Below are 25,006 nucleotides of genomic sequence, written 5' to 3'. Positions count from 1 at the left end.
CACGCTAATTATTCCACATCAATTTGCGCGCGCTGCAGCTTGCCGCTGTAGTCGACATAAACTGCTTTCCACTCGGTAAATACATCCAATGCCTGAACACCGGAATCCCTGTGGCCGTTACCTGTTCCTTTTGTTCCACCAAATGGCAGATGGATTTCTGCACCGGTTGTACCGGCATTGACATACACAATTCCTGTATCAAGATCACGCTGTGCTTTAAACACACGGTTTACATCTCTTGTGAAAATGGAACTGGATAAACCATAAACAACACCATTATTCACTTCAATTGCTTCTTCAAAGCTTTTCACCGGAATTAAGGAAATAACCGGTCCAAAAATCTCTTCCTGTGCAATACGCATATCTGCTGTTGCGTCCGTGAAAAGTGTCGGGGCAAAATAATTACCTTTACCATGCTCATCATCAGTCAGTGCATGACCGCCTGCAAGCAGTTTCGCTCCTTCATCCTTTCCAATTTCGATATAGCTTTTTATTTTTTCCATTCCAGCTTCATTAATGATCGGTCCGACTGTATTGGACTCATTCAGCCCATCACCTATGGCAAGATCCTTCATTTTCGCCAGAATTTTTTCCTCGACCTGCTCTTTTACATCTTCATGAACGATAACCCTGCTGCATGCTGTACAGCGCTGCCCGCTCGTACCAAAAGCACTCCAGATAATCCCGTCCACAGCAAGGTCAAGATCCGCATCGTCCATCACAATTACGGCATTTTTACCACCCATCTCCAACGAGACTTTTTTCAGCTGTCTGCCACACTCGGCAGCAATATTTCTTCCGGTGTCATTTGAACCAGTAAAGGAAATAACACGGATATCATCATGATGTACCATCGCATCTCCCACTTGGGAACCGGAACCGAACACGACGTTCAGCACTCCTTTTGGCAACCCGGCTTCTTCAAATATTTTCGCCAGTTCATATGCCATCATTGGCGTCTCAGTTGCCGGCTTCCAGATCACTGCATTTCCGGCTACGATAGCAGGGAATGATTTCCATGTAGCAATGGCAATCGGGAAGTTCCAAGGTGTAATAATCCCTACTACTCCAACAGGAGCACGCTGGCTCATCGCGAATTTGTCCTTCAATTCAGCCGGTGTTGTATGACCAAATAAACGTCTGCCTTCCCCTGCCATATAAAAGGCCATGTCAATACCTTCCTGCACTTCCCCGCGTGCTTCCTCCAGCACCTTTCCGTTTTCCATCGTAAGCAGCTGGGAAAGCCTTTCTTTTCTTTCCTTCATGATGTTGCCGACTTCAAGCAGAATTTCCGCACGCTGCGGCGCAGGAACCAATGCCCATTCCTTTTGTGCTTTTTTCGCTGTCTCAACGGCATCATTAACATCATCTGCCCCGGACAATGGCACCTGCACGATTTCTTCTCCTGTTGCAGGGTTCATGACCGCAGTTGTTTTTTCCACGTCCACCCATTTTCCGTTAATAAAATTCTTTAATTTATCTGTCCCCAAAGTTACTGCCATGAAGATACCTCCTTGAAAGATATATATATAATTTTAATTAACCGCTTTCATAAAATCCTCTGTTACTTTTGCTTGCTTATAACATTTATTCACGCGGAAGATTATAAACACAAGCAAGACATTTTAAGTATTTATTTATCATAATTTTCTGCTTCGGTTTCCATTTTCATTATAGCATACAATCTATTTTTAAAAACAAATGATATGAAAGAATAATAGTAATGCCCTTACTAAAGGACGACTACCCTATTTGAAAAGCTTTTTCAGCCTCGAAATTACTTCATCGAGCCTCTCCTCCGTAACGGACAATGCTATTCGGATGAAACCTTCACCATTTTCGCCGAATGCATTCCCGGGAGTGACAATCACACCTGCCTCCTCCAGGATTTTATCCGCAAATGCTGCTGAAGTGTATCCTTCTGGTACTTTGGACCAGACAAAGATCGTCCCCCTTGGTTTCTCGGTTTCAATCCCCATTTCATTCAATGCCTTATGCAACTTTTCCATCCGCTTTTTATAAATGCGGTTATTTTCCTTTACAGCGGAAAGGTCGCTTCTCAGTGCTGCCTCTGCCGCTTTTTGAACGGGAATAAACTGCGATGTATCAATATTGCTTTTTAATGTCGCCAATGCCTGGATTACTTCTTTATTGCCGACTGCAAAACCGATTCGCCACCCTGTCATATTAAAGCTCTTGGAGAGGGAACCAAACTCTATCGCCTGTTTCCTGGAGCCAGGTGCCTGCAGCACACTTGGCGATGTATAGCCGTCAAAGGTAACCAGATCATAGGCCGCATCATTCACCAGCAAAATATTATGTTTTTCTGCAAACGAAACCGCCTCAGTAAATGTATCCAGTTCCACAGTTGCCGCTGTCGGATTGCTGGGATAGTTTAAAAACATCAGTTTTGCCTGTTTAAGTTCGTCAGCGGTAAGCTTGTCATATAACGGCGCATAGCCATTATTGACATCTAGCGGAACAGAAACACTTTCAGCACCGGCAAGATGAACAGCTGTCCTGTACACAGGATAGCCCGGGTCCGGGATGATCACTGCATCGCCTGGATTGGTTACAGCCTGAACCAGGTTGGCAATTCCTTCTTTTGACCCTATCAGTGCCAATACCTCTGTTTCCGGATCCAATTCCACATCATACTGCTTTTTGTAAAATGCAGCTACAGCTTCTTTAAATGAAGGCATGCCGCTGTAAATCGAGTACTTATGGTTTGCTGGTTTTTTTGCTTCCTCCACTAACTTATCATATACAAACGCCGGTGTAGGCAGATCCGGCGCACCAATTCCCAAATCAATCACATCTACCCCGTTTGCTTCCATTTGCTTTTTCTTTCTCTGAAACTCGGAAAACAAATAAGGGGGTAAACTTTTTACTCTATCAGAAACAAAAGACAACGTCGTAAACCTCCTTCCCATTCCATTTATTGAAACGTTATTTCATATGTTTAATTACAGTATAAAACAACATGCTAAAAATGACAACAATTAATTTTTATATTTTGAAAAGTTTTATCTTGCGCACTTCTCACAACAGCAGAAACCCTTTATACCGTTAACATCTAATCACACGCGGCAATAAAGCCATCATAAGGTTTAATTACAAAGGGATTCTGCTGTTTATCAAAGAAAAGGCGACCTTTTCAAGTCGCCATAAATGGTTACCCATATAAAATACACTTCCGCACCGTAGTACGAATTAGTATTATTTAGCCACCGGTTCTTCCTGAATGAAATCCGAATCATCCGGTTTCTTTAATATAGCGAATAAAACAACAAGCCCTGCCACAACAACAATCAGTCCAAGAAAGACATTTCCCGTCAGTCCAAGTGCCAAATATCCCAATCCGGCGATCCCGGCTGCTGTCAAGGCATATGGAATTTGCGTTGTAACATGGTCAATATGCGGACAATTGCTTCCGGTGGATGAAAGAATAGTCGTATCTGAAATTGGTGAACAATGGTCACCAAAAACCGCTCCCGCAAGTACTGCAGCCATCATGGGCAAGATCAGTGAAATATCAGTGGACGCAGCTATTTGCCCTGCAATCGGGAGTAAGATACCAAATGAGCCCCAGGATGTACCTGTGGCAAAGGCAATAAATCCGGCAATAAAGAAAACGACGAGCGGCAATAATGAAAAACTCAGATTGGATGCTTCCACAACACCAGCCAGATACGTCCCCGTACCAAGCTGATCAATTAAGTCGACTATCGCCCAGGCAAATATTAGTGTTAAAAAGGCCGGCAGCATCGACTTTGCTCCTGCCAAAATACCCACCCCAAACTGACTGCCGGTTAATTTTCCTTTTGTTATATGACGGAAAAATAATATAAAGGTAACCGCCAAAGCAATGATACCGCCATAAAGCAGAGCAACAGTCACATCTGCTTCTCCAAATATATTAATTAATGTCCGTTCGCCTTCCAGTGCTCCGAGACCATTGACATACATAATCCCTGTAACCGCCGCAAAAAGAACAGCCAGAGGAATGATGAGGTCACTGATTTTCCCGCTCTCACTGACAGGAAGCTTAGAGGTGGTATCTACCTTTTCATTGCTCTCAGGATTCAATACTTCCCCCGTTTTAATTGCTCGCTGTTCATGCTGCTTCATCGGGCCAAAATCCACTTGTTTTATTGCAATTACAAGTATTACGCCGAGTGCAGCCCATACATAAAAATTCATCGGAACAATCTGCAGAAAAGCACTAAATGCGGTATATTCCGTAACGCTGTGAGCTGCCAGAATGGTGCCGATAATTCCGATTATATAGGCTCCCCAGCTGGAAATAGGCGCGATAACACAAACAGGAGCAGCTGTGGAATCGACAATATAGGATAGCTTGGCCCGGGAAATTCGATTTTTATCCGTAATCGGTTTTGCTACCTGGCCAACTGTCAAACTATTGAAGTAATCATCAATGAAAACAATGATGCCGAGAAGCATCGTCATGATCTGTGCCCCTATTCTGGTCTTCACCCGCTTTATTGCCCATTCGGCAAATGCCCTCGTGCCACCCATCATGCTCATAAAGGCTGTTAGAATTCCCAGCATCAGTACAAATAACAAAATATACACATTCCATGTATTTAGTGCCCCATCGTCCACAAAAACTCCTTTAAAAGCCTGCCAAACAACAGTAATAGAACTCATAAAATGAAAGCTTTCAATAAAAAATGCCGAGGCAATGACACCAACCCCCAATGATAAGATGACCCGTCTTGTCAATAGAACCATTACAATAGCCAGAATTGGCGGCACTAAAGACCAAATTGATTCTGCCATCCCCTTCTACCTCCCCTTAATTTTAAATGTACAGCTTGAAGCCCGAGTTCGACAGTAAATAGGCACAAATTCACTTGTGGATAAACTATATTCCCCATAAGGTCAGTCTTTCTGTGGATTAGTGCCTCTTAATTTTTTAAATTTTCATAGGCACACGTATTACAATATTTACCTTTACATACCAATGTTAAATTGGTATAATATAGGCATGTACATAAGAAGAGTTACCCGTAAAAATAAAGATGGATCAAAGGTTTCGTACATTCAGCTGGCTCATAATGAGTGGGATTCGAAGGCCAAATATGCGAAAGCGAAGGTGATATACTCTTTCGGCCGTGAAGATAAAGTCGATATGGCCGTACTTGAACGACTGGCCCAAAGTATTAGCCGATTCCTTACTCCGGAGGAAGCGCTGAAGTCGAAGCAAAAAATTAGCGATGCAGCGGAGTTTTTATTTCATTCCGCCAAACGGCTGGGTGGTGTTTGGCTGTTTGACCAATTGTGGAAAAAGCTCGGCATGGATACGATCCTGAAAGATATTTTCCGCAACCGCAACCATGAGATGGATCTGGAACGTGCGATTTTCGCCATGGTCGCAAACCGCGGACTCGCTCCTACAAGTAAATTGGGAATGGAAGAATGGATTTCAGAGGATGTCTATATGCCTGGCCTTTCCCGGATTCAGAGCCATCAGCTATACCGTGCTATGGACGAGCTTCTTGCTGTACAGAGCCAGCTTGAGGATCGTGTGTTTGATAATGTTTCCAATCTGTTCAACCTGGAAGTGGATCTACTTTACTTTGATACCACATCAAGCTACTTTGAAGTCGATCCGGATGAAACAGCTGAAGATGATCGGTTCCGCCTTCAGGGCTATTCGAAGGATAAACGATCTGACCTTGTACAAACGGTGATTGGACTTGCCGTGACACGGGAAGGTATTCCAATTAAAGTGTGGACTTGGCCCGGTAATACGATGGATATGAATGTCATCGAAGAAGTGAAAAAAGATCTTATGGGCTGGAGACTGGGACGCATTGTACAAGTGATGGATCGTGGTTTTTCCTCCGAAGAAAACCTGCGTATCCTTCAGCGGGGTGCCGGTCATTACATTATTGGGGAACGTATGCGTTCAGGTAAAAAGGATGTGGAAGCCGCCCTCAGTAAACGTGGTCGTTTCCATACGATTCGTGACAACCTTCAGGTAAAGGAATCCATTGTGGGAGATGGCGAAGCCAGAAAACGTTATGTGATTGCCTTTAACCCTGAAGAAGCTGAACGTGACAGACATCAAAGAGACCAGATTGTCCAAACGATTGAACGGAAGCTGGTGAATTTAAAGCAGCTGCCCAATGAAGCCCACCGTAAACAGGCGTGTGCACTCCATGCACATAAAGTGTATGGCAAATATATCCGTCAATTGAAAGACGGCACGCTGAAATTGAATAAGCAGGCAATCCGCGATGCAAGCAAATACGACGGCAAATATTTAATCAGAACATCAGATGACACGCTGTCGATTGAAGATATTGCCCTGGGGTATAAGCAGCTGCTTCAAGTGGAAGATGCCTTTCGCACACTGAAGTCCACGCTGAAATTGCGCCCCATGTATCATCGCTTGGAAGACCGGATTCGAGCACATGTAATCATTAGTTGGTTGGCACTGTTACTTGTAAGGCTTATTGAAATGGAAACGAACGCAAGCTGGGAGTCTACACGTAGAGAGATGCAACGGATGCAGGTAGGGCATTTTACTACAGACGACGGAGATCTCTACCGCACAACAACCCCTACAGCTAAGCAAAAGGAAGTGTTTCAAAAAGTTGGGGTGAACTTGCCACCAGAAATCTTGGATATTCAGCCTAAGAGCTAGTAACACAATAAGTATGTCTTTTTAAGCCCTCAATCCTTTGGGTGTCAAGGGATTGAGGGCTTTATGTTTACCTAGTGGCTGTAGAACTCGGGTGAAGCAGAGCCTTCCAACTCTAGTTATCAGAACCAGTTCCCGACCCCATATACAGTCATCTCCATACCTCCTCTCTTTAAATGTAAGGGCTTACAAGATTGATCCTATTCTAACTATTCTATATTATTTATGAAATTCCTCTTTTATTCAGTATAATATTAATACTTTGATCAGCTCTGGTATACTGAGGATAGAGTAATTTATTTTAAGGTGAGGTGATCCAATTGGATACGGGTAAAAAACATGCCATTTCCCTGGATGAAAAAGATGAACTCAAAGAATACCGTAACTCGTTTTATGTGAATGATTCAGTAATTTATTTTGACGGCAATTCATTGGGATTATTGTCTGCACAAGCAGAGGCTGCCCTGGAAAGCTTAAAGGAAACATGGAAAGCCTATGCCATTGACGGATGGGCAGAAGGAGAACACCCTTGGTTTTACTTATCGGAAAAGCTGGGCGCCATGTCCGCCCCCTTAGTTGGTGCAAAATCCAAAGAAGTAATTGTAACTGGGTCTACTACCACAAACCTGCATCAGCTGGCGGCCACATTTTTTAAACCGTCTGGAAAAAGAACAAAAATCCTTGCAGATGAACTGAACTTTCCTTCTGATATTTATGCTTTAAAAAGCCAGCTGCAGTTAAAAGGATTAGAACCTGCCACCCATTTGATACAAGTGCAAAGTAACGATGGAAATACCTTGAAAACAGATGATATTATAGAGCAAATGACAGAAGAAATTAGCTTAATTGTACTTCCATCCGTCCTTTATCGAAGCGGTCAGATTCTGGATATGGCAAGATTAACGAAAGAAGCGCATAAACGAAATATCTTGATCGGTTTTGACCTATGCCATTCAGTAGGTGCCATTCCCCATCAATTATCCGAATGGGGGGTGGATTTTGCTTTCTGGTGTACGTATAAATACTTAAACGGCGGTCCGGGCAGTGTTGGCGCTCTTTATGTCAATGAAAGGCATTTTGATCATCATCCTGGACTTGCAGGCTGGTTCAGTTCCTCCAAGGAATCACAATTTGATATGGACCACGCCCTCACCAAAGCACCAGATGCCGGCGCTTACCAGATTGGCACCCCACATATTCTCAGTGCGGCTCCTTTGCTCGGTTCACTGGAAATTTTTCAGGAGGCAGGGATAGAAAGAATTCGCCGTAAATCTTTACAATTGACAAACTATTTAATCGAATTAATCGACAAAGAACTGTCTCCATATGGCTTTTTTATTTCCAATCCAAGGAGTGATTCAGAACGTGGCGGACACGTTTATTTGGAACATCCGGAAGCAGCGCGAATTTGCAAGGCACTTAAAGAGAGAGGTGTTATCCCGGATTTCCGCAAGCCAAACGGAATCCGCCTGGCACCTGTCGCTTTATATAATACGTTTGAAGAAGTATGGCAGGCTGTACAAATTTTAAAGACAATCATGGAGGAAAAAAGCTACCTTCAATACGAGAACAAACGGGGAGTGATCGCGTAATGAATAAATGGATAGATATTTCTCAGCCGCTCACCAATGATATGGCAGCATTTCCGGGAGACGAACCTTTTCATTATTCCTTAACATACACAAAAAAACAGACAGGTTCGGCGAATATCGGCCAAATGAGCGCCAGCCTGCATACGGGGACACATATTGATGCGCCTTTTCATTATGATTCCACCGGCAAGACTGTCGATGAACTTAATCTGGAACGGTATATCGGGAGAGCAAGTGTCGTGGATGTCAGTCACACCGATCAAGTGACTGCTGAAACTTTAGAAAAACTTGATATAATACTATCTCCGAGGGTATTACTGAAAACTGCCCTCCCAAATGACCCGAAGCGTTTTCCGGAAAAGATGCCTGTCCTGGATGAGGGTATTGCTGCATTTTTAAAACAACATGGCGTATTCCTGCTCGGTGTAGATATTCCTTCCGTTGATCCGGCAGACAGTAAACAATTAAATACACATCATGCACTCTATAAACATGATATTAATATCCTGGAAAATATTATGCTTGACCATGTGCCGGCAGGAGAATATGAGTTAATCTCTCTTCCCCTTGCCATTCATGGAGGCGACGGCAGTCCTGTACGTGCTGTATTAAAACCGATTCATTCTGAGGAGGGATGACTATGCCGGATAAGAATAAATTTGAGTCAGAGAAAGGGATCCACACCGATTTCAAAGAAAAAATGACTTATGGCGACTACCTGCAGCTTGATTCTTTGCTTTCCAGCCAGAAAAGATTATCCGATCATCATGATGAAATGTTATTCATCACGATTCATCATGTAAGTGAGTTATGGCTGAAGTTAATTATCCATGAGATTCAGGCTGCCATTAAGGCAATTCAGAATGAAGAAATGCAATCCTCTTTTAAAATGCTGGCAAGGGTATCCAAAATACAATCGCAAATTATCCAGGCATGGGACGTATTATCCACATTGACCCCTGCTGAATATATGGAATTTCGCGACAAACTCGGCAATGCATCGGGTTTTCAGTCTTATCAATACAGGCTGGTGGAATTTGTACTTGGATATAAGACCCCGTTTATATTAAAGATATACAGTAACAGACCCGACATATATGCTGATCTCAAGGAAGCTTACGAATCTCCGGGATTATATGATGTAGCTATTCAAGCCCTGGCAAAAGAGGGATTTTCCATTAACGAAGACGTATTGAATCGCGATTTCTCCAAAACCTATAAAAAGGATGTCTCCGTGGAAAATGCATGGATGTATATTTATAGAAATGTGGATAAACATTGGGAATTATACCAGTTAGGGGAAAAGCTGGTCGATATAGAGGACTGGTTCCAGCAATGGAGGTTCAGACATATGAAAACCGTGGAGCGGATTATTGGACATAAGACAGGAACCGGCGGATCGACAGGTGTCGGCTATCTGAAAAAAGTCCTGGACCATTATTTTTTCCCCGAACTGTGGGATCTGCGGACAAAACTGTGAAACACGTGGCAGTTCTGTTGTATTATGGTTACGAAGGGTCAGTTATATACTCTGCTTTCCCGTTAAATATTCACCGTAATATTTCCGACTAATTAAACGTAAAAATGCGATTTTGCAATTGAGAACTCGTCACGCTGTTGCAATTAATCGAGAGGAGAGGTTTGAATGGCACGAAAAATTTTGATTGTAGGTGGAGTTGGTGGCGGTGCTACCGTGGCTGCCCAATTGCGCAGAGAGGATAAGGAATCGGAAATCATTCTGTTTGATAAAGGAAGTCATATTTCCTTTTCCAATTGCGGAATGCCTTATTATATTGGTGAAGTTGTAGAGGAAAGAAAGCACCTCCTGTTTCCGGAGGAGAAATTCAGCGGAAAATATCATGTGGATGTACGGACAAACACCGAGGTTATTGCCATTGACCGGAAGAAGAAGCAAATCACCTGTAAAACTGACTCAAGCACCTATGAAGCCGGATATGATATATTAATCTTAGCCCCGGGTGCTTCTGCAGTAATGCCTGATATTAAAGGAATAGATAATGATAAAACATTTCCGCTCCATACGATCCCTGATATGTACAGGATTTATTCCTATATCGAAAAAAATAACCCAAAAACTGCTGCTATAACGGGAGCAGGATTTGTCGGTCTGGAAATGGTGGAAAACCTTCATAGACTTGGGTTGAAATGCACCATAATAGACCGGTCTTCCCATGTCTTCAAAACTGTCGATTCAGACCTTGCCGAACATATACAAAAGCATCTTGAGGAAAAAGGAGTGCAGATTCATTTAAATGATGGGGTTTCCGCTTTTTCCGAACAGGGCAGCATACTCCATCTAAACAGCGGAGATACGGTAAATTCGGATTTGAATATGATGGCTGTCGGAGTAAAACCAAATACTTCCCTGGCTATTGATTCTTTCTTGACCTTGGGTAATACCGGAGCAATTAAAGTTAATGAATATATGCAAACATCAGACCCTTCAATTTATGCACTTGGAGATGCAGTGGAGACCAAGGATTTAATAATGAACACACCTAGAAACGTTGCGCTGGCCAGTCCTGCACACAGACAGGCATACATTATTGCCAGTCACTTAAGCAACAATCAAATACCATATAAGGGAACATTGGGCACGTCCATTATAAAACTTTTTGATCTTACGATAGGAGCAGCCGGGCATAATCGCACTTCTTTAAACAAACACGGGGTTACCTTTAAAGAAGTAAGTCTGGAAGCCCGTTCCCATGCAGGATATTACCCCGGATCAGACAAGCTCTGGCTGAAAGTATTATTTGATGAAAAGTCCGGCCTCATTTACGGGGGACAGGCAGTTGGGTTTGAAGGTGTCGATAAACGGCTAGCCGTTCTCGCAACGGCCATTCATGCAAAAATGACAGTGGCTGACCTTCCTGAACTGGAACTTGCTTATGCACCCCCATATTCCAGTCCGAAAGATCCGATTAATGTGCTTGGTTATAAAGCCGTTGCACAGCTTGAAGATTAGTCTTTTTAACATTGGTCGAAGCAGGTTGAAACCTGGCTTGTAATCATTACAGTGGAGTGATTTCCGGTACCTTCTTCAGGAAATCCCTTCCCTTCATATCGGCCAACAAACAAAAAAACCCAGCTTCCCGGTGCTGATCCCCAAGAGTTAGATTTCTGCCAACTTTTGAGATCCAGCACCCTACTGCCGGGATTTTTTCATTTACAAATCTTCTTCAAAACGATATACAAGTCTGTAGTTATTCTCATCAAGCAGTTCGGCAACATGCACGCGGGGACCATGTCCAAATATTACTTCATCCTCAGTCATCGCCACAATCATTGCCTTTGTATTCTGGTGGATATCCTCATATATATCTCCAACTACCGGTTTTAGCGTATTATCCGTTTCCGCTAAGTAGCTGATGGACTCGTCCTGCAGCTGCTGCTCTTCAGGTACAAGATTTTTATCGTAATATGCTATTTCCCGGCTGGCTTCACTTCTTCCCGGGACCATCACCACGTATTCACTATGTTTTACGCCGTTATCCCTTGTTGTCACTACATTCCCGTCTTCCACACTTTCCACTTTTTCAATTTCATTCAGGGAATAATGATCCAGAAAGTCCGGTGCAGGCTTAACAATTAAAATATAATCACCCGGCTCCGGTACTTTGTCCTTATCAATGGTATACCGTTTTCCGTAGAAAATGAATGTATCATTATGCTGCGGACGACACAGCTCGATTTCACTGGCCCTCGTTAGAATTTGTGTCATGTCCTTTAAACGGTACAAATGAACAGACTTTTTGAGTATAGGTTTTACCGAATAAACTTTGTGCAGTTCATTCCGGTAAAAGACAAACTGCCCTTTTCTGACCTGAAATAGTCTCATTCCAAAACCTCCCATTAATGCTTGGTTATCCATACTTCCTTTATTTCATTGAAAGCGGATCGTAAAATGATAAAAGAATGAATCCCTAGCTTTATTTTCCCTTGCCGGTAAGTAATTTAAACATTTCCTGCTGTTATTGTTTATAATCCATTTCTTCCACCATTAACGCGAGTACTTCCCATCTTTCCATTTTCTTCTCAAGCTCTCTCTCTGCAGACTGTTGCTCGGAAAATAAATCCTGCACTTTTTCCGAATCACTGCCGGCCTCCGTAATTTCCGTTTGTATCCGTTCAATCCTCATTTCCAATTCCATAATATGATCCTCGATGGTGTTCCATTCTTTTTGTTCATGATAGGACAGCTTTTTCTTTTGCTTCGGCGGTCGTTTTTCAACAGTTTTTTTCTCTTTCTTTTTCTCCGTCTCGTCGGGTTGCTGCTCCAGAAAGGCACTGTAATTACCATAGAAAATATCTATTTTCCCCTGCCCCGCAAATATAAATAGTTTATCCACTGTACGGTCCAGAAAGTAACGATCGTGGGAAACTGTTATAACAACACCGGGAAAGTGTTCCAAATAATCTTCCAGGACGCTTAATGTTTGTGTATCCAAATCGTTTGTCGGTTCATCAAGCAACAGCACATTCGGCTCCTGCATAAGGATCTTCAGCAAATAAAGTCGGCGTCTTTCCCCGCCGGATAATTTCCGGATGAAATTCCACTGCTCCGCTCTGGAAAATAAAAAACGTTCCAGCATTTGTTCTGCCGTTATCGTATTTCCATCCGCGGTGTAAATCACCTCTGCCTGTTCCTTGATATAGTCAATAACCCGCATCGACCCGTCCAATTCTTCTTCTCCCTGTGTATAGTAGCCGATTTTTACTGTCTGACCTGTTTTTACCCTGCCTGCATCAGGAGAAATACGTGCTGCCAACAGGTTTAGCAAGGTTGTTTTTCCTGTTCCATTGGCGCCGATAATGCCAACCCTGTCACCCGGTAGGATCATGTGGCTAAATCCATCTATGAGGTTTTGCTTTCCATAGGATTTACTGACTTCCTCCAGCTCAACTACCTGTTTACCGAGACGGGGAGCACCTGCCTGCAAGGAGATCGATTCTCTCTTTGTATGGAACGTTTTTTCCTGCATTTCCCCGATTCTCTCTTTCCTTGCCTTCTGTTTCGTGGAACGTGCTCTTGCCCCCCGCTTTAACCAGGCCAGTTCACGTCTCAACGTATTTTGATGTTTTATTTCATCACTGGCTTCCAACGCTTCCCGTTCCGCTTTTTTTTCCAAAAACACTTCATAATTTCCTTCATATTGATACAGGTTCCCTTGGTCCAATTCAAAGATCCGATTGGTTGCCCGGTTTAAAAAATACCGGTCGTGTGTAATAAGAATAAAGGAACCTTTGTATGATTGCAAATATGCTTCCAGCCATTCTATCGTTTCGTTATCCAAATGGTTGGTCGGTTCATCAAGTAAAAGCAGATCGGCCGGCTGCAGCAACGCCTTTGCCAGCGCCACCCGCTTCTTTTGCCCACCGGAAAGTAAACCCACTTTACTCGTAAAATCCGTAATTCCCAACTTGGTTAAAATCGTTTTTGCTGTGGTGTTTGCTTCCCAAGCTTGCTCTTCATCCATTTTTTGCTGCATCTTCAGCAACTTATCCTGTGCTGTTTGATTATCCGGTTGCTGTTGTAATTGAAGCAATGCATATTCATACTCCCGCATGACTGTCATAATTGTGCTCTCACCATAATAAATCTGCTCCATTACGGTCAAGTTATCATCCAGCACCGGCTGCTGATGTGCATATTCTATATGATAATCCTTTGGATGTTTAACGGTACCTCTCTCCGGCTGCTCCAACCCAGCAATAATTTTCAATAAAGTAGATTTTCCCGTGCCGTTAACCCCGATTAAACCAATTTTCTCCTGGTCCCTTATCACACATGAAATAGAGTGAAACAGCACCTTGTCCCCATAAGATTTATGTATATTTTCAATCGTAAGCATGTTTCAATCCTTCCTTTAAAACTATTCACTTTTTATTTCTTTTCAACTTAATCCATTCTTTTACAACCACTACGATTAAAAATAAAAACCAGGATGTAACAACATAATAGACTGCCCTGGCATAAATGTCCATTTGGGGAAAGAAGGTGGTCATTCCCGTCCAAATAACGCCAATCACTGCAAGCTGTATAACCAATAATTTAATGATAATCTCCCCCCGCGAATGAATAATACTACCCTTTATTTTATCCTACTATATCACAATTTTCCATTGGGAGAATATGCTTCTACTTTATTTTCTGCAGTTCCTGAACAAGCCATTCATAATCCATCGCTCCAAAAGCTTTATACTGAATTTTACCATTGGAGTCAAGCATGTATGTAGTAGGTATAGGCTGAATGCGGTACAGTTGACTGACGCTGGCGTTTTCATCCATAAGAATAGGGAATGTAAGCCCATACTGGTCGACAAAGTCACTAACCCTCTCAGTCGAATCCTCGGAATATGTAAGGTTTACTGCTAAAACAGTAACATCCTTATTTTCTGACAAACGCTGTATATCCGGCATTTCTTCCCTGCATGGCCCGCACCAGGATGCCCAAAAGTTTAGTACGACACGCTGCCCCTGGAAGTCGGATAACCGAATTTCATCTCCACCCAATGTCTCCAGCGTGAAATCCGGGGCCATATTTCCAATTTCTGTCCCCTCCAACACTTCTTCCTGTAACTGAGCATCCATTCCTATGTATGCAGCCTCATCTTCAGGCCGCGCCTCCGTGGACTCAAACGCCACAACAACAAAAAGAGCAATCACCATGAACGCAGGCAGATAGGCAAATATCTTTGCTTTTCCCATATGATAACCTCCTCGTTTTTTACTCCTATTGTTGCACCTGCCGGCAGAAATCATACGGAAAGTAGAGAGAAAAGACATATGGAACGGAAAGAAGTTTGCCCTTGGATCTAACCTCAACTCTTTTGCACTTCATCCCCCTTTTAAAACTTCCCTCAAATTATCTTTACCTTAAAACTTTTGCTATACTCATCATAATAAAACCGTGGGAAATACCATAAATATTCAAGTGGAACAGACACGAATGGAAAGGGGACGGATAAAATGTTAACGGAAAAAGGAAAAAACAATTGTATCACCGATGTGGAAGGGATAAAGGTCGGTCATGTTACCCTGGATGAGAAAATAGACGAAGAAACTGCTGTCTGCACCGGGGTGACTGCCATTCTCCCCCATGGAGGAGATATATTTGACAAAAAACTTCAGGCAGCAAGTGCAGTGATTAACGGGTTTGGCAAAACTACAGGGCTTGTCCAAATGGAGGAGCTTGGACAGCTTGAATCACCGATCATGCTGACCAATACGTTTAGTGTAGGTGCTGTATGGCAGGGCACGTTAAACTATATGGTTGAAAGAAACCAGTCAATCGGAGATACAACGAGCACCGTAAATATTGTAGTTGGCGAATGCAATGATGGCTATTTAAATTCCCTTCACTATCAGGCTGTCAAGCCGGAACACGCGATAAAAGCACTGGAAAATGCCACATCCGAACCTGTGGAACAAGGGGCAGTCGGTGCAGGTAAAGGAATGCTCTGCTTCGACTACAAAGGCGGCATCGGCACAGCTTCCCGTATTGTATCTGCCAAAAATGAAAAATTTACGGTCGGCTGCCTTGTGCTGAGCAACTTCGGAAAACGGGAAGACGCTTTGTTTGCCGACTGGAGCAAAACAAAGCTGGATACTCCGGATGGATCCATTATGATGATTATTGCAACAGACGCTCCGCTGCACAGCCTGCAGTTAAAGCGACTGGCAAAACGTTGTGCCGCCGGATTGGGAAGAGTAGGGAGCAACATCGACCACGGGAGCGGAGACATTGCCATTGCATTTTCAACGGCAAATACATATGACCATCAGGCTGAAAAGACAACAGAATCCATGACTTACCTCCGGAATGACCATAAAATAATGAATAAACTGTTTCAGGCCGTGATCCAGACAACAGAAGAAGCAATTATTAACTCCATGAAATTTGCGGAAACAACCTATGGCAGAAAAGGACGATATTTGGAAAAAGCACCGATTTAACGTTGAGGTATTCAGTTGTATGGACAGGTGTCTATATTTGGTGTTCGATAACAGCACCTGAAACCATCCTCGGGGAGGTGTCCATACGCATCCTTAGGTAATGAATTCAGGTGTCATTGCTTCATGCAGCCCCGGTGGTTGGAGACATTTAACTAGCTCCCCCGGGGATTTGTCTTTAACAGTTGCCCTCTACATTGCAGCTCTTCGTCTGTCTGTGTTGCCGCAGAAGTTCCGCCAAACGCTCGAATCCACGAACTCCCTCTATAAAAATTAAAAGCACTCTTCCTTTAACACACAATATGTGATTAATTCACATGTTGTTTTAATTCCCCACAGTAGTAAATACAACTTATTATAAGTTTACACTATATTCACCGTGTCAAACTTTGTTCATTTTTGCACATATATTTGTGATTTAAATCACAGGTGAGAAGGGTGAAAAAAACTATACTAGAGTCAGAGATAAGAAAGAGCCATTCAGTCAAGCAGATAACACAGCAGATCCAGGACCAATTTGATTGAGTGGATAAAATAAAAAATCCTTATCTTTAAACAAAAAATAATCTTATGAGGTGATTATTATGTTGAAGAAGAAGTTGGGTTATGTTGTTACCGGTCTGAGTGCTGCTGCGTTGTTGTTATCTGCCTGCGGAACATCCGTGGATGAAGCATCCCCGGAATTGGATGATTCCATGGAGGAAGTAAATGCGGCTGAAGAGGTGGAGGTTATTAAACCGCACCAGGATCTGAATCAGGAGCCGGTGCCGGTTGAAATGGAACGTGACGGTTCGGATGTATATATTAAGATGACTTCCCAGATTACGGATATTGAAATCGCACCAGGCGAATTTTATAAAGCATGGACGTTTAACGGCGAAGCGCCAGGCCCGCTCGTGGAAGTAATGGAAGGGGACACCATCCATTTCACCATGGAAAATCTGGACCCGGCCATTCCGCACAGCATGGACTTCCACGCTGTTCATACGGCACCGGATAAAGGTTTTGCCGATGTGGAGCCGATGGAAGAAGAGACTTTCGTCTATGACGCTTCAAAACCGGGCGTATTCATGTACCACTGTGGAACGGACCCGATCCTTTCCCACATTGCCAATGGCATGCACGGCGTGATCATTGTCCATCCGGAAGATGGCTTCCCGACAGATGATGAGGTGGATCGTGAGTATGCGATTATTCAAAACGAATGGTATCAATATAATGATTTGGATGATATGACTAACGGCGTACCGTCCCAGGTTGTATTTTCTTCCAAAACACTGGAAGGCGGAGACCAGCCTAATACAGACGGAACGACCACTTCACTGAAGGATGAACCATTACACGCTGAAGTAGGCGACAAAGTTCGTTTCTATATCAACAATGTAGGTCCGAACGAAATTAGCTCTTTCCACGTCGTAGGCACCATGTTTGATGATGTCTATATCGACGGAAACCCTGCCAACCATATGGAAGGACTGCAAACAGTCATACTTCCGGCAAGTGGTGGAGCAGTGGTGGAGTTCACGGTAACTGAAGCGGGCGAATACCCATTTGTTACCCACCAGTTCAACCATGCCACTAAAGGCGGCGTTGGCATCCTTAAAGTAACCGAATAAGAAAATAAAGGGACGGCTCTCCTGCAATAATGCAACTGGAGAGCCGTCCCGCTGTTTTACTCTTTTATTAATTGAAAATATGTGCTGAATTGATCTTTATTTACCAAAAACTGTTCCCCATCATGTATAGCTCGAATACGTCCTGCCAAAACGAGTGCCCCTATTTTTGATTCCTCAATGGATAAATACTCAGCAATTTTCGGGATCGTTACATACATGTGCAACAGTCCTTTCCTGAATTTTATTCTGTTCATTTCCTATACTATACTTTTGATGACAGTAAATGTGAATCTGAACGAAAGCTCAGGCAAAAGATACAATCCATTTTTCCACAAAGATATTTTTCCTTTTATTTAATCAACCAATATATCCTTATGCTCCGGGGTCTTTTCTATTTTACTTTTTGCATATGGGCATAGCGCAACAATTTTTTTATCCTTTTCACGAGCATGTTTTACGGCTTTGTCCACTAATTTTCCTGCCATCCCCTGGCCCCTTAATTCACTGGAAACATAGGTGTGATCAATGACAATATTATTTTCCTCGGACGTATCAAAAGTAATTTCCGCCAACGGGTTTTCTTCCTCTTCACCAACGTAAAATTTATTATTACCTGCCTTAATATCCTCCATAACACTACCTCCTCACATATTTCTATACCCTTATTTTCTTCCAATCATACATTATTATTAAATTCCATCTAACTTTGAAACATCGGCAAAGTTACTGCAATTACCATAAGAAAAATAAGTAATAGATAGTTTACCGAATAAAGAAAATTCCAGCGCGCCCATTTCGCTACATCTTTTACAAAAAAACCACTAATTCCGACGGCAAGCCAGCCAAGATTCAGGAGAGTTGCTACCACTAAAAAAGTTGTACCCAACTGTGCCAAATAAAAAGGCAGTGGAAGCAGACAGGCAATGTAAACGACCGTTTGTCTCTTCGTCACTTCAAACCCATAAACAACAGGCAGCATCGCCACCCCCGCGGCTTTATAATCGTCATATTTTCTGATGGCTATGGCAAATGTATGCGGCATCTGCCAAATGAACAAGATGAGAAACAGAACGATAGGAACAACGTGAAATGCAGAATCAATGGCCGCCCACCCAATCATTGGAGTTACTGCACCGGACAAACTTCCGATTACAGTGTTAAAAGAATATTTTCTTTTTGTCCACATGGTGTATGGCACAACATATAAAAACCAGCCAATAAGCGCATAAATCATTGCTTCCAGCGATGTAAACAATAAAATGATCAATCCAAGAAAACTGGAAGCTATCCCAATGGCCAAAACAGTATTCATGGATATATGTCCCGTGACGGTCGGCCTATTCTGCGTCCGCTTCATAATCGTATCGATATCCACATCATACCAATTGTTTAACACCAAAGCACCGGCCATTACCATTGTACTTCCAATCAAGGTAAGTAAAAATATTATCCAATAGTCAGCAAAGGCATTACCCGTAAAGTAAAGTGCCAGCCAAAAACCTGAAATCACAGGCAGTACATTTGCTATCAGGACGGTTGATTTAAAAAGAGATTTAATATCCGTGATCATAGTCGATTTTTTGAGCTGACTCGAATTCTGTGCAGACTTGTCCTCGCGCCTCATATAGTATCCTCCTGAAACAGGTAAAAAACATATAAATATCAAGTAATACTATCATATCACGGAATAAAAAAGGACGATAGTAATTGAGCGAAGTAATCCAGCGTATAATTTCCACATCAAGTTCCATCCTAAGAGCAAAAGAAGCTGAAGATAATATGCCTGATAGGGTACGACAAAACATAGAGCCCGCTCCTCATTATGATGGGAGGCGCGAAGGTGTGCTATATGATTCATCGGGAGCAAAATACAGCATAAACTTGGATAAAAAGGCAATAAACCCTAAAGAAATTAAGGAAATTAGAGAGGCAATTTACATATTTATATTACTGAAACCATAGAATTTCCGAACGAAATTAGACTTGAAGTGCACAAGTCATACCCTATAAAATAACTAGCAGCAGGGACAATGTACCTGTCCCTGCGTCCCACTATGTTCCGACTGCTTTCCCCCATAACACGCTCTGCATTACAATACCAATAAACCCAATCACCAATGTGACAAATCCAATCACCTGAAAAATATGAAACACTCCATACAATTGTACAAGGAAACCGCCGGCAACAGGTGCAAGCAGCAAAATGATTCCTGTCAGGGAATTGTACATTCCCGACATTTGACCTACCTTTCCTTCCGGGCTTTCCATTTGCAGAATATAGCTGATCACAACACTGAATATACCTGTGCCTACTCCTATAACAAGCGCAGGACCGATGATCCACCAAATATTTACACCAGGCGAAAGCATGCCCATGGTAAAAAGACCTGCACCGATAAAAAATATCGAACTTCCCAGAAACCATCCATACCTTCTTATTCCTTTCAATCTATTCAGGCATAGAATGATTCCCACTGCGCCTAAGCCTACTGCAGACATGAGCCAGCCTAATAAAGAAGGATTTTCGGGAAAAAGCTCCCGTGTTAGTACAGCAAATTGTGCATCCACCAATTGGATGGATATAAATGCAATTAAAGAAAAAGAGAAGCTTGCCACTAATACTCTGGAACGCAGTATAATGCCCCAGCCACTCGCCCATGTTTTCCAGAAAGCATCTTTATCCGATGTGTCCCCTTCCAGTGTAACTGCAGATTCATCCGTATCTACATGGCGTAAAAACAAAAGAATGCAAACAGAAACCAAAAGAGCTAAAGCGTAGACAACAAAACTCAACCTTGGTGAAAATGCTGCAGCAATGGAAGCACCGAGAAAAGGGCCAATTATTTTTGATAATTGATTTACGGTACCATTTAAAGTTACCGCTTTTATAATCAATTCCGGTTGGACAACTTGCCTAACGAGCGCCTGTTGGGCAGGGAAATGAACAACAGTAACACCCGAACGTGCAAGTATAATCCCTAACATGACCCACGGGTTGGTGATAAAAATAAGGAAAATGGTTAAAACCGCTGTCAGTAGATCTGCCAGAAGCATGATTCTGACCTTTTTGCCCCTGTCGATCAAAATTCCTGCAAATTGACTGAATAAAGCATGAGGGAGTGCGTAGACGACAGGGATAAGCGCAATCATCCAAGGTTCTGATTGCCAGACGTAGCTGAACATCAGCATGACTGCCAGCATATCGAAAAATCGACCGAACGTAGAGATGGCATATGAACTAAATAACATAACAAATGTACGATTTTTCCATATAGACATTTTTTCTGCTGCCTGATCTTCCATATGATCACCTTCCTGAATAAAAGGATAAGGGATCAATATCAGAGGAATATCAGAGAACGGAAAAAACCTGCTTTTTAATCTCAGTCTTTAACTTGAACAGGTTTGTGTGCTTGAAATAGTCAGTGGCTTCTTTTTTATAATGATGAATGAGTTCCTTTTTTGTACCTGCTTTGGGAAGGAGCAACTCCAGGACTTGATATATCAATAAAAAATAATAGGTATGGTTTGATTGATGAACCATCCGGATCGCTTGATCAATGGTATGCTTCCCCATTTTTTCCTTGCCTTTTTCAATGAGAAACAACCCTCTCATCATCTTGAGGGCAGCCTGTTCTTTTAAAAAGGGAAAACGGATCAGCACATTCTCTGCCTCGTTAAACCCTTTTTCCACTTCATCCATTTTATTGTCATAAAATAAAATAATCGTTTTCATGATATGCAAAAAAGGGAAGAATCCATGTTCAGGAGAGCTGATGGCATCTAATTCTTCCTGTATAAGCTGCATGGAATGCGCTGGTTTATTTATTTTCAAATACAACAATGCCAGGCTGACACAGGTTATATCCATTCGATCTTTTTCACTTAAAATATTCTTTTGAAGCACTCGCTCTTGCACGCTTATTACTGTCTTTGTATCACTTTCCACAAATCCATACAGTAATAAAGGAACAAAAATATGTTTCGTTCCGTCAAGTTTTTTCAGGAGGGATTCAAAATCACTTTGGAGCCAAACGATTACGGTTTCCTGCTTCTCATCAGTTGGAAAACCTAACGTTTTATTTGTTATTAATTCTTTTACTGCTTTCCCTTGACCATATTTGTAATAAGTAGCCATTAATTCATTTGCCTGTCGGGATATTTCTTCCGGAACTGGTATTGGCGATTCATTAGCCGAATTTTCCAGTTTCAACGTATAGCCTACCCCTTTTACTGTCTTAATCATCACCTTATCACGGAAAGGGAATAATTTTTTTCTGAGCCTGTAAATATGATCATCCACGGTGCGGTCCGTTGGTTCTTCCATTGGCCAGCAAGCATCCAGCAACTCCTCCCTGGAAAAGACCCTTCCTTTATTCTCATATAAAAATTGCAGCAGGAAAAATTCTTTTCTGAGTAACGTGACTTGATTGCCTTCCAATGTTACGGCAAAATCCTCCCGGGAAAAATTCATTCTGTTCTCCTCCGAATGTTTCATAAATCCATCTTTATTATAAATGAAGACATTAGCAATTGGAATGCTGTACCGATATTAAATATATGGAGTGTAACAATGCGGAAAGTAAAACATTAATTACTGAATCGCTTGCATATTTTATTGATCTTTTCAGATGGGAGGAACATAATTTTTCTTTGTTATGCAAATTATAAGAGGTAAAAGGAGGGCGATAAGATGAATAGGGATCGACGTGAAAAAACTTCCCTTGAAAATTCCAGCAAGGTAGCAAAAAAAATGTATGATGTCTCTTATTATAAAAGCAATGAAGCCATAGATCAGGGAATGGCCATTACCCATGAACAGGTCTCTGATAATTATACGGAAGGGACCATTGATGGTAAGATCGATGAGCTAAACAAGGAAGGTGCATTAAAAACACATGATGGAGAGCCGCTAAGGAGAAAAGGTCCTGAATAGAGACAGCGGGGACTGGGATCTTTATCCCAGATAACGCCAATTTGGGACAGCGTACCTGTCCCTGCTGTCCCTGATTACACTTCAAGTCCGCTCCCAAAACCGCTGCTCACCTATCACAGAAACAAATGCTTCTGCAAAATCAGTATTTTCAGTGGCAAACACAACCCCTTTCAGGTTATTTTGGCTCGCGGTTTTTATATACTGTTCTCCCGTTGTACCAACCCCAATCGGCTTATAATGTTTGTAAGCCGTACCCACAAAGTTCATAATATCCTGTTGAAGTGAGGCATCACTTCCCCCTGCAATGTATAGCGAATCATACAGCGCAGGATCTGTAATGAGAAACGTTGCATCGACGTCAATACTCGTGCCGTCCGTTCCTGTGACCGAACCAAATTTTTTGCCAATAATTTCGTAAAGAATGCCATGGGATTCAAACGCACGGATCACTTCTTTAACTTCTCCTCCATTAAATCCATCACTAATGAGCACGCCCACCTTTAATGAATAGGCATATTTCGGTGTGTTTAACTGACTAAGGGATGGATAGCTGGTTTCCACAGGTACATGCACACCTGACGGAGGATTTGCATCTATATAATCAGCAATCGCCGTCGCCAGCCCAATATCCACATGACTGAACATATCAACCGCCTGCTGACGCACGGATTTACTTTTTACATTTCCGAGCATAAAACTAAACGCCTGGGTTATATGCTGCTTCTCCACTGCCGACATACTGTTCCAAACCATCCTGGCCTGGGAAAAATAATCTTTAAACGAATCGCTTGTGGCTTTAACCTTTCGTCCTTCCACCCTCTCCGGATAGTGAACATACCCTCCTTCTTCCGGGGGCGTTGGTGCTGGTGTGTTTTTTGCCAAAGAATTTTTATAATAATTTACACTGCCAACATTAATCTTGCTTCTCATATAACCGCCCTGCTGGTTATTGTGAATTGGACAAATCGGCCGGTTGATTGGAAGGTCTTTAAAATTCGGGCTGCCGATCCGGTGCATTTGTGTATCTTCATAGGCAAACAGCCTGCCCTGCAGCACCGGGGCATTGGAAAAATCTATCCCCGGAACTACATTTGCCGGATTAAAGGCGACCTGCTCTACTTCCGAAAAGAAATTATCCACATTTTTGTTCAGCTTCATTTTGCCAATGATTTTTACCGGAACAACTTCCTCAGGCCAAAGTTTTGTCGGATCCAGCACATCGAATTCATACTTAAATTCATCAGCTTCATCGATCATCTGTACACCTAATTCATATTCGGGATACATTCCATTTTCAATTGCATCCCACAGATCCTGGCGATGGAAATCCGGATTTATTCCCGCAATCGTTAATGCTTCCTCCACGAGCAGGGAATGAACACCAAGCACAGGTTTCCAGTGAAACCTGACAAAAGTTGCCTCACCTTGTTCATTTACAAAACGAAATGTGTTCACACTATAGCCCGCCATCATCCGCCAGCTTCTTGGTGCCGTCCGGTCAGACATCGCCCACATGACAAAATGGGCAGTTTCCTGGTTACGCACAATGAAGTCCCAAAAATTATCATGCGCCGCCGAAGCCTGGGGAATATCATTATGCGGCTCAGGATTTAACGCATGGATGATATCCGCTAATTTAAACGCGTCGTGAAGCGCAAACGCCGGGAAGGAGATTCCCAACAAATCGTAATTTCCTTCCTCTGTATAAAACTTTACCGAAAACCCGCGCGCACCAAGCGTTGTATCACTTGACCCCCTATACCCTTGCATGTTGGAGAACCTTGCAAATACAGGTGTCTTTGTTCCGGCATGTTGTAAAAAGCCGGCTTTTGTATGATTTCTCATCGACGTATACAGTTCAAACTCTCCATGTGCCCCAAATCCTCTCGCCTGCACGGCTCTTTCCGGTATTTTTTCCCGGTCAAAGTGCATCTGTTTTTCAAAAAAATGAAAGTCCTCCATTAAGGCAGGACCCCTTGGCCCGGCTTTTAACGTCTCTTCATTATTTGAAACTTTTAACCCTTTACCGGTCGTAAGTCTTTTCCCCGTATTTTCCACGCGATATTTTTCAAGCTGTTCCTGCTTTTTATTTCTATTTGGCCTATCCACACAATCTCTTTCCTTTCTTTTCGGAATAAAGCGACGATGGGATGAGCGTCAGCCAGTCCCGGTTCTTTACGATTGGACAAGCTTTTAGGCACAGCCCTAAAT

Annotated in this window: 22 protein-coding genes; 9 read left to right on the top strand and 13 right to left on the bottom strand. The window is 42.6% G+C overall.

All coding sequences use genetic code 11. The features are described 5' to 3' along the window. Positions 1–8 precede the first annotated feature (8 nt). From ACZ42C_RS19130 to ACZ42C_RS19120, 3 genes are all read right to left on the bottom strand, one after another. Positions 9–1,502 (bottom strand): aldehyde dehydrogenase family protein, encoded by a 1,494-nt coding sequence (locus tag ACZ42C_RS19130; protein ID WP_461183328.1) that lies wholly within the window; start codon positions 1,500–1,502, stop codon positions 9–11. Between the two features lie 246 nt (positions 1,503–1,748). Beyond that, positions 1,749–2,912, bottom strand: a complete 1,164-nt coding sequence (locus ACZ42C_RS19125) for an LL-diaminopimelate aminotransferase (RefSeq protein WP_461183327.1) — start codon at positions 2,910–2,912, stop codon at positions 1,749–1,751. A 307-nt stretch (positions 2,913–3,219) separates the two neighbouring features. Further along, positions 3,220–4,803: a Na+/H+ antiporter NhaC family protein gene (locus ACZ42C_RS19120; RefSeq protein WP_461183326.1), complete on the bottom strand. Its 1,584-nt coding sequence runs from the start codon at positions 4,801–4,803 to the stop codon at positions 3,220–3,222. A 208-nt stretch (positions 4,804–5,011) separates the two neighbouring features. Between ACZ42C_RS19120 and ACZ42C_RS19115 the strand changes: the two genes are divergently transcribed. The 5 genes from ACZ42C_RS19115 (at position 5,012) to ACZ42C_RS19095 (ending at position 11,254) form a co-directional block, all read left to right on the top strand. Continuing rightward, the gene (locus ACZ42C_RS19115) at positions 5,012–6,676 is read left to right on the top strand and encodes an IS1634 family transposase (RefSeq protein ID WP_464891304.1); all 1,665 of its coding nucleotides are present in this window, start codon (positions 5,012–5,014) and stop codon (positions 6,674–6,676) included. Positions 6,677–6,993: 317 nt separating this feature from the next. Beyond that, positions 6,994–8,265, top strand: coding sequence for a kynureninase (gene kynU / locus ACZ42C_RS19110; protein WP_461183694.1), 1,272 nt, complete (start codon positions 6,994–6,996; stop codon positions 8,263–8,265). Further along, a complete protein-coding gene (gene kynB, locus ACZ42C_RS19105) occupies positions 8,265–8,903 on the top strand; it encodes an arylformamidase (protein ID WP_461183693.1) in 639 nt (212 codons plus the stop codon). Before kynU ends, kynB begins: the two co-directional genes overlap by 1 nt. Positions 8,904–8,905: 2 nt before the next feature. Next, positions 8,906–9,745, top strand: coding sequence for a tryptophan 2,3-dioxygenase (gene kynA / locus ACZ42C_RS19100; protein ID WP_461183692.1), 840 nt, complete (start codon positions 8,906–8,908; stop codon positions 9,743–9,745). 165 nt (positions 9,746–9,910) lie between these two features. Then, positions 9,911–11,254: a CoA-disulfide reductase gene (locus ACZ42C_RS19095; protein ID WP_461183691.1), complete on the top strand. Its 1,344-nt coding sequence runs from the start codon at positions 9,911–9,913 to the stop codon at positions 11,252–11,254. Between the two features lie 201 nt (positions 11,255–11,455). On the opposite strand, the gene ACZ42C_RS19090 is transcribed toward ACZ42C_RS19095, so the two are convergent. The 4 genes from ACZ42C_RS19090 to ACZ42C_RS19075 form a co-directional block, all read right to left on the bottom strand. Then, positions 11,456–12,127, bottom strand: coding sequence for a hypothetical protein (locus ACZ42C_RS19090; protein ID WP_461183690.1), 672 nt, complete (start codon positions 12,125–12,127; stop codon positions 11,456–11,458). A 133-nt stretch (positions 12,128–12,260) separates the two neighbouring features. Then, on the bottom strand, positions 12,261–14,141 hold the full coding sequence (locus tag ACZ42C_RS19085; protein WP_461183689.1) for an ABC-F family ATP-binding cassette domain-containing protein: 1,881 nt from the start codon (positions 14,139–14,141) through the stop codon (positions 12,261–12,263). Between the two features lie 25 nt (positions 14,142–14,166). Further along, positions 14,167–14,337 (bottom strand): hypothetical protein, encoded by a 171-nt coding sequence (locus ACZ42C_RS19080; RefSeq protein ID WP_461183688.1) that lies wholly within the window; start codon positions 14,335–14,337, stop codon positions 14,167–14,169. 91 nt (positions 14,338–14,428) lie between these two features. Next, positions 14,429–14,998, bottom strand: coding sequence for a TlpA family protein disulfide reductase (locus tag ACZ42C_RS19075; protein WP_461183687.1), 570 nt, complete (start codon positions 14,996–14,998; stop codon positions 14,429–14,431). Between the two features lie 261 nt (positions 14,999–15,259). Here ACZ42C_RS19075 and ACZ42C_RS19070 point away from each other — a divergent pair, with 261 nt between their 5' ends. Together ACZ42C_RS19070 and ACZ42C_RS19065 are read left to right on the top strand one after the other, a co-directional pair. Next, positions 15,260–16,246: a DmpA family aminopeptidase gene (locus ACZ42C_RS19070; protein WP_461183686.1), complete on the top strand. Its 987-nt coding sequence runs from the start codon at positions 15,260–15,262 to the stop codon at positions 16,244–16,246. A gap of 584 nt (positions 16,247–16,830) precedes the next feature. Next, positions 16,831–17,859 (top strand): multicopper oxidase domain-containing protein, encoded by a 1,029-nt coding sequence (locus ACZ42C_RS19065; RefSeq protein ID WP_461183824.1) that lies wholly within the window; start codon positions 16,831–16,833, stop codon positions 17,857–17,859. A 56-nt stretch (positions 17,860–17,915) separates the two neighbouring features. On the opposite strand, the gene ACZ42C_RS19060 is transcribed toward ACZ42C_RS19065, so the two are convergent. From ACZ42C_RS19060 to cyoE, 3 genes are all read right to left on the bottom strand, one after another. Beyond that, positions 17,916–18,077 (bottom strand): excisionase family DNA-binding protein, encoded by a 162-nt coding sequence (locus ACZ42C_RS19060; RefSeq protein ID WP_461183705.1) that lies wholly within the window; start codon positions 18,075–18,077, stop codon positions 17,916–17,918. A 135-nt stretch (positions 18,078–18,212) separates the two neighbouring features. Then, the gene (locus tag ACZ42C_RS19055; RefSeq protein WP_461183706.1) at positions 18,213–18,491 is read right to left on the bottom strand and encodes a GNAT family N-acetyltransferase; all 279 of its coding nucleotides are present in this window, start codon (positions 18,489–18,491) and stop codon (positions 18,213–18,215) included. 68 nt (positions 18,492–18,559) lie between these two features. Then, on the bottom strand, positions 18,560–19,483 hold the full coding sequence (cyoE, locus tag ACZ42C_RS19050; RefSeq protein WP_461183707.1) for a heme o synthase: 924 nt from the start codon (positions 19,481–19,483) through the stop codon (positions 18,560–18,562). 83 nt (positions 19,484–19,566) lie between these two features. On the opposite strand from cyoE, the gene ACZ42C_RS19045 reads away from it, so the two are divergent. Further along, positions 19,567–19,821 carry a hypothetical protein gene (locus ACZ42C_RS19045; protein WP_461183708.1) on the top strand — a complete coding sequence of 85 codons (255 nt, stop codon included), beginning with the start codon at positions 19,567–19,569 and terminating at the stop codon, positions 19,819–19,821. Between the two features lie 90 nt (positions 19,822–19,911). Here the strand turns inward: ACZ42C_RS19045 and ACZ42C_RS19040 are convergent, their stop codons facing one another. Continuing rightward, positions 19,912–21,162, bottom strand: a complete 1,251-nt coding sequence (locus tag ACZ42C_RS19040; protein WP_461183709.1) for an MFS transporter — start codon at positions 21,160–21,162, stop codon at positions 19,912–19,914. A gap of 49 nt (positions 21,163–21,211) precedes the next feature. Continuing rightward, the gene (locus ACZ42C_RS19035) at positions 21,212–22,333 is read right to left on the bottom strand and encodes a winged helix-turn-helix domain-containing protein (RefSeq protein ID WP_461183710.1); all 1,122 of its coding nucleotides are present in this window, start codon (positions 22,331–22,333) and stop codon (positions 21,212–21,214) included. Between the two features lie 219 nt (positions 22,334–22,552). On the opposite strand from ACZ42C_RS19035, the gene ACZ42C_RS19030 reads away from it, so the two are divergent. Beyond that, positions 22,553–22,795 carry a YozQ family protein gene (locus ACZ42C_RS19030; protein ID WP_461183711.1) on the top strand — a complete coding sequence of 81 codons (243 nt, stop codon included), beginning with the start codon at positions 22,553–22,555 and terminating at the stop codon, positions 22,793–22,795. An 81-nt stretch (positions 22,796–22,876) separates the two neighbouring features. On the opposite strand, the gene ACZ42C_RS19025 is transcribed toward ACZ42C_RS19030, so the two are convergent. Further along, positions 22,877–24,904, bottom strand: a complete 2,028-nt coding sequence (locus ACZ42C_RS19025; protein WP_461183712.1) for a catalase — start codon at positions 24,902–24,904, stop codon at positions 22,877–22,879. Positions 24,905–25,006 lie beyond the last annotated feature (102 nt).

It is taken from the genome of Virgibacillus kimchii (assembly GCF_055379185.1).
Note: the sequence above shows the minus strand (reverse complement) of the source record. Positions and strands in the feature narration are given on the sequence as shown.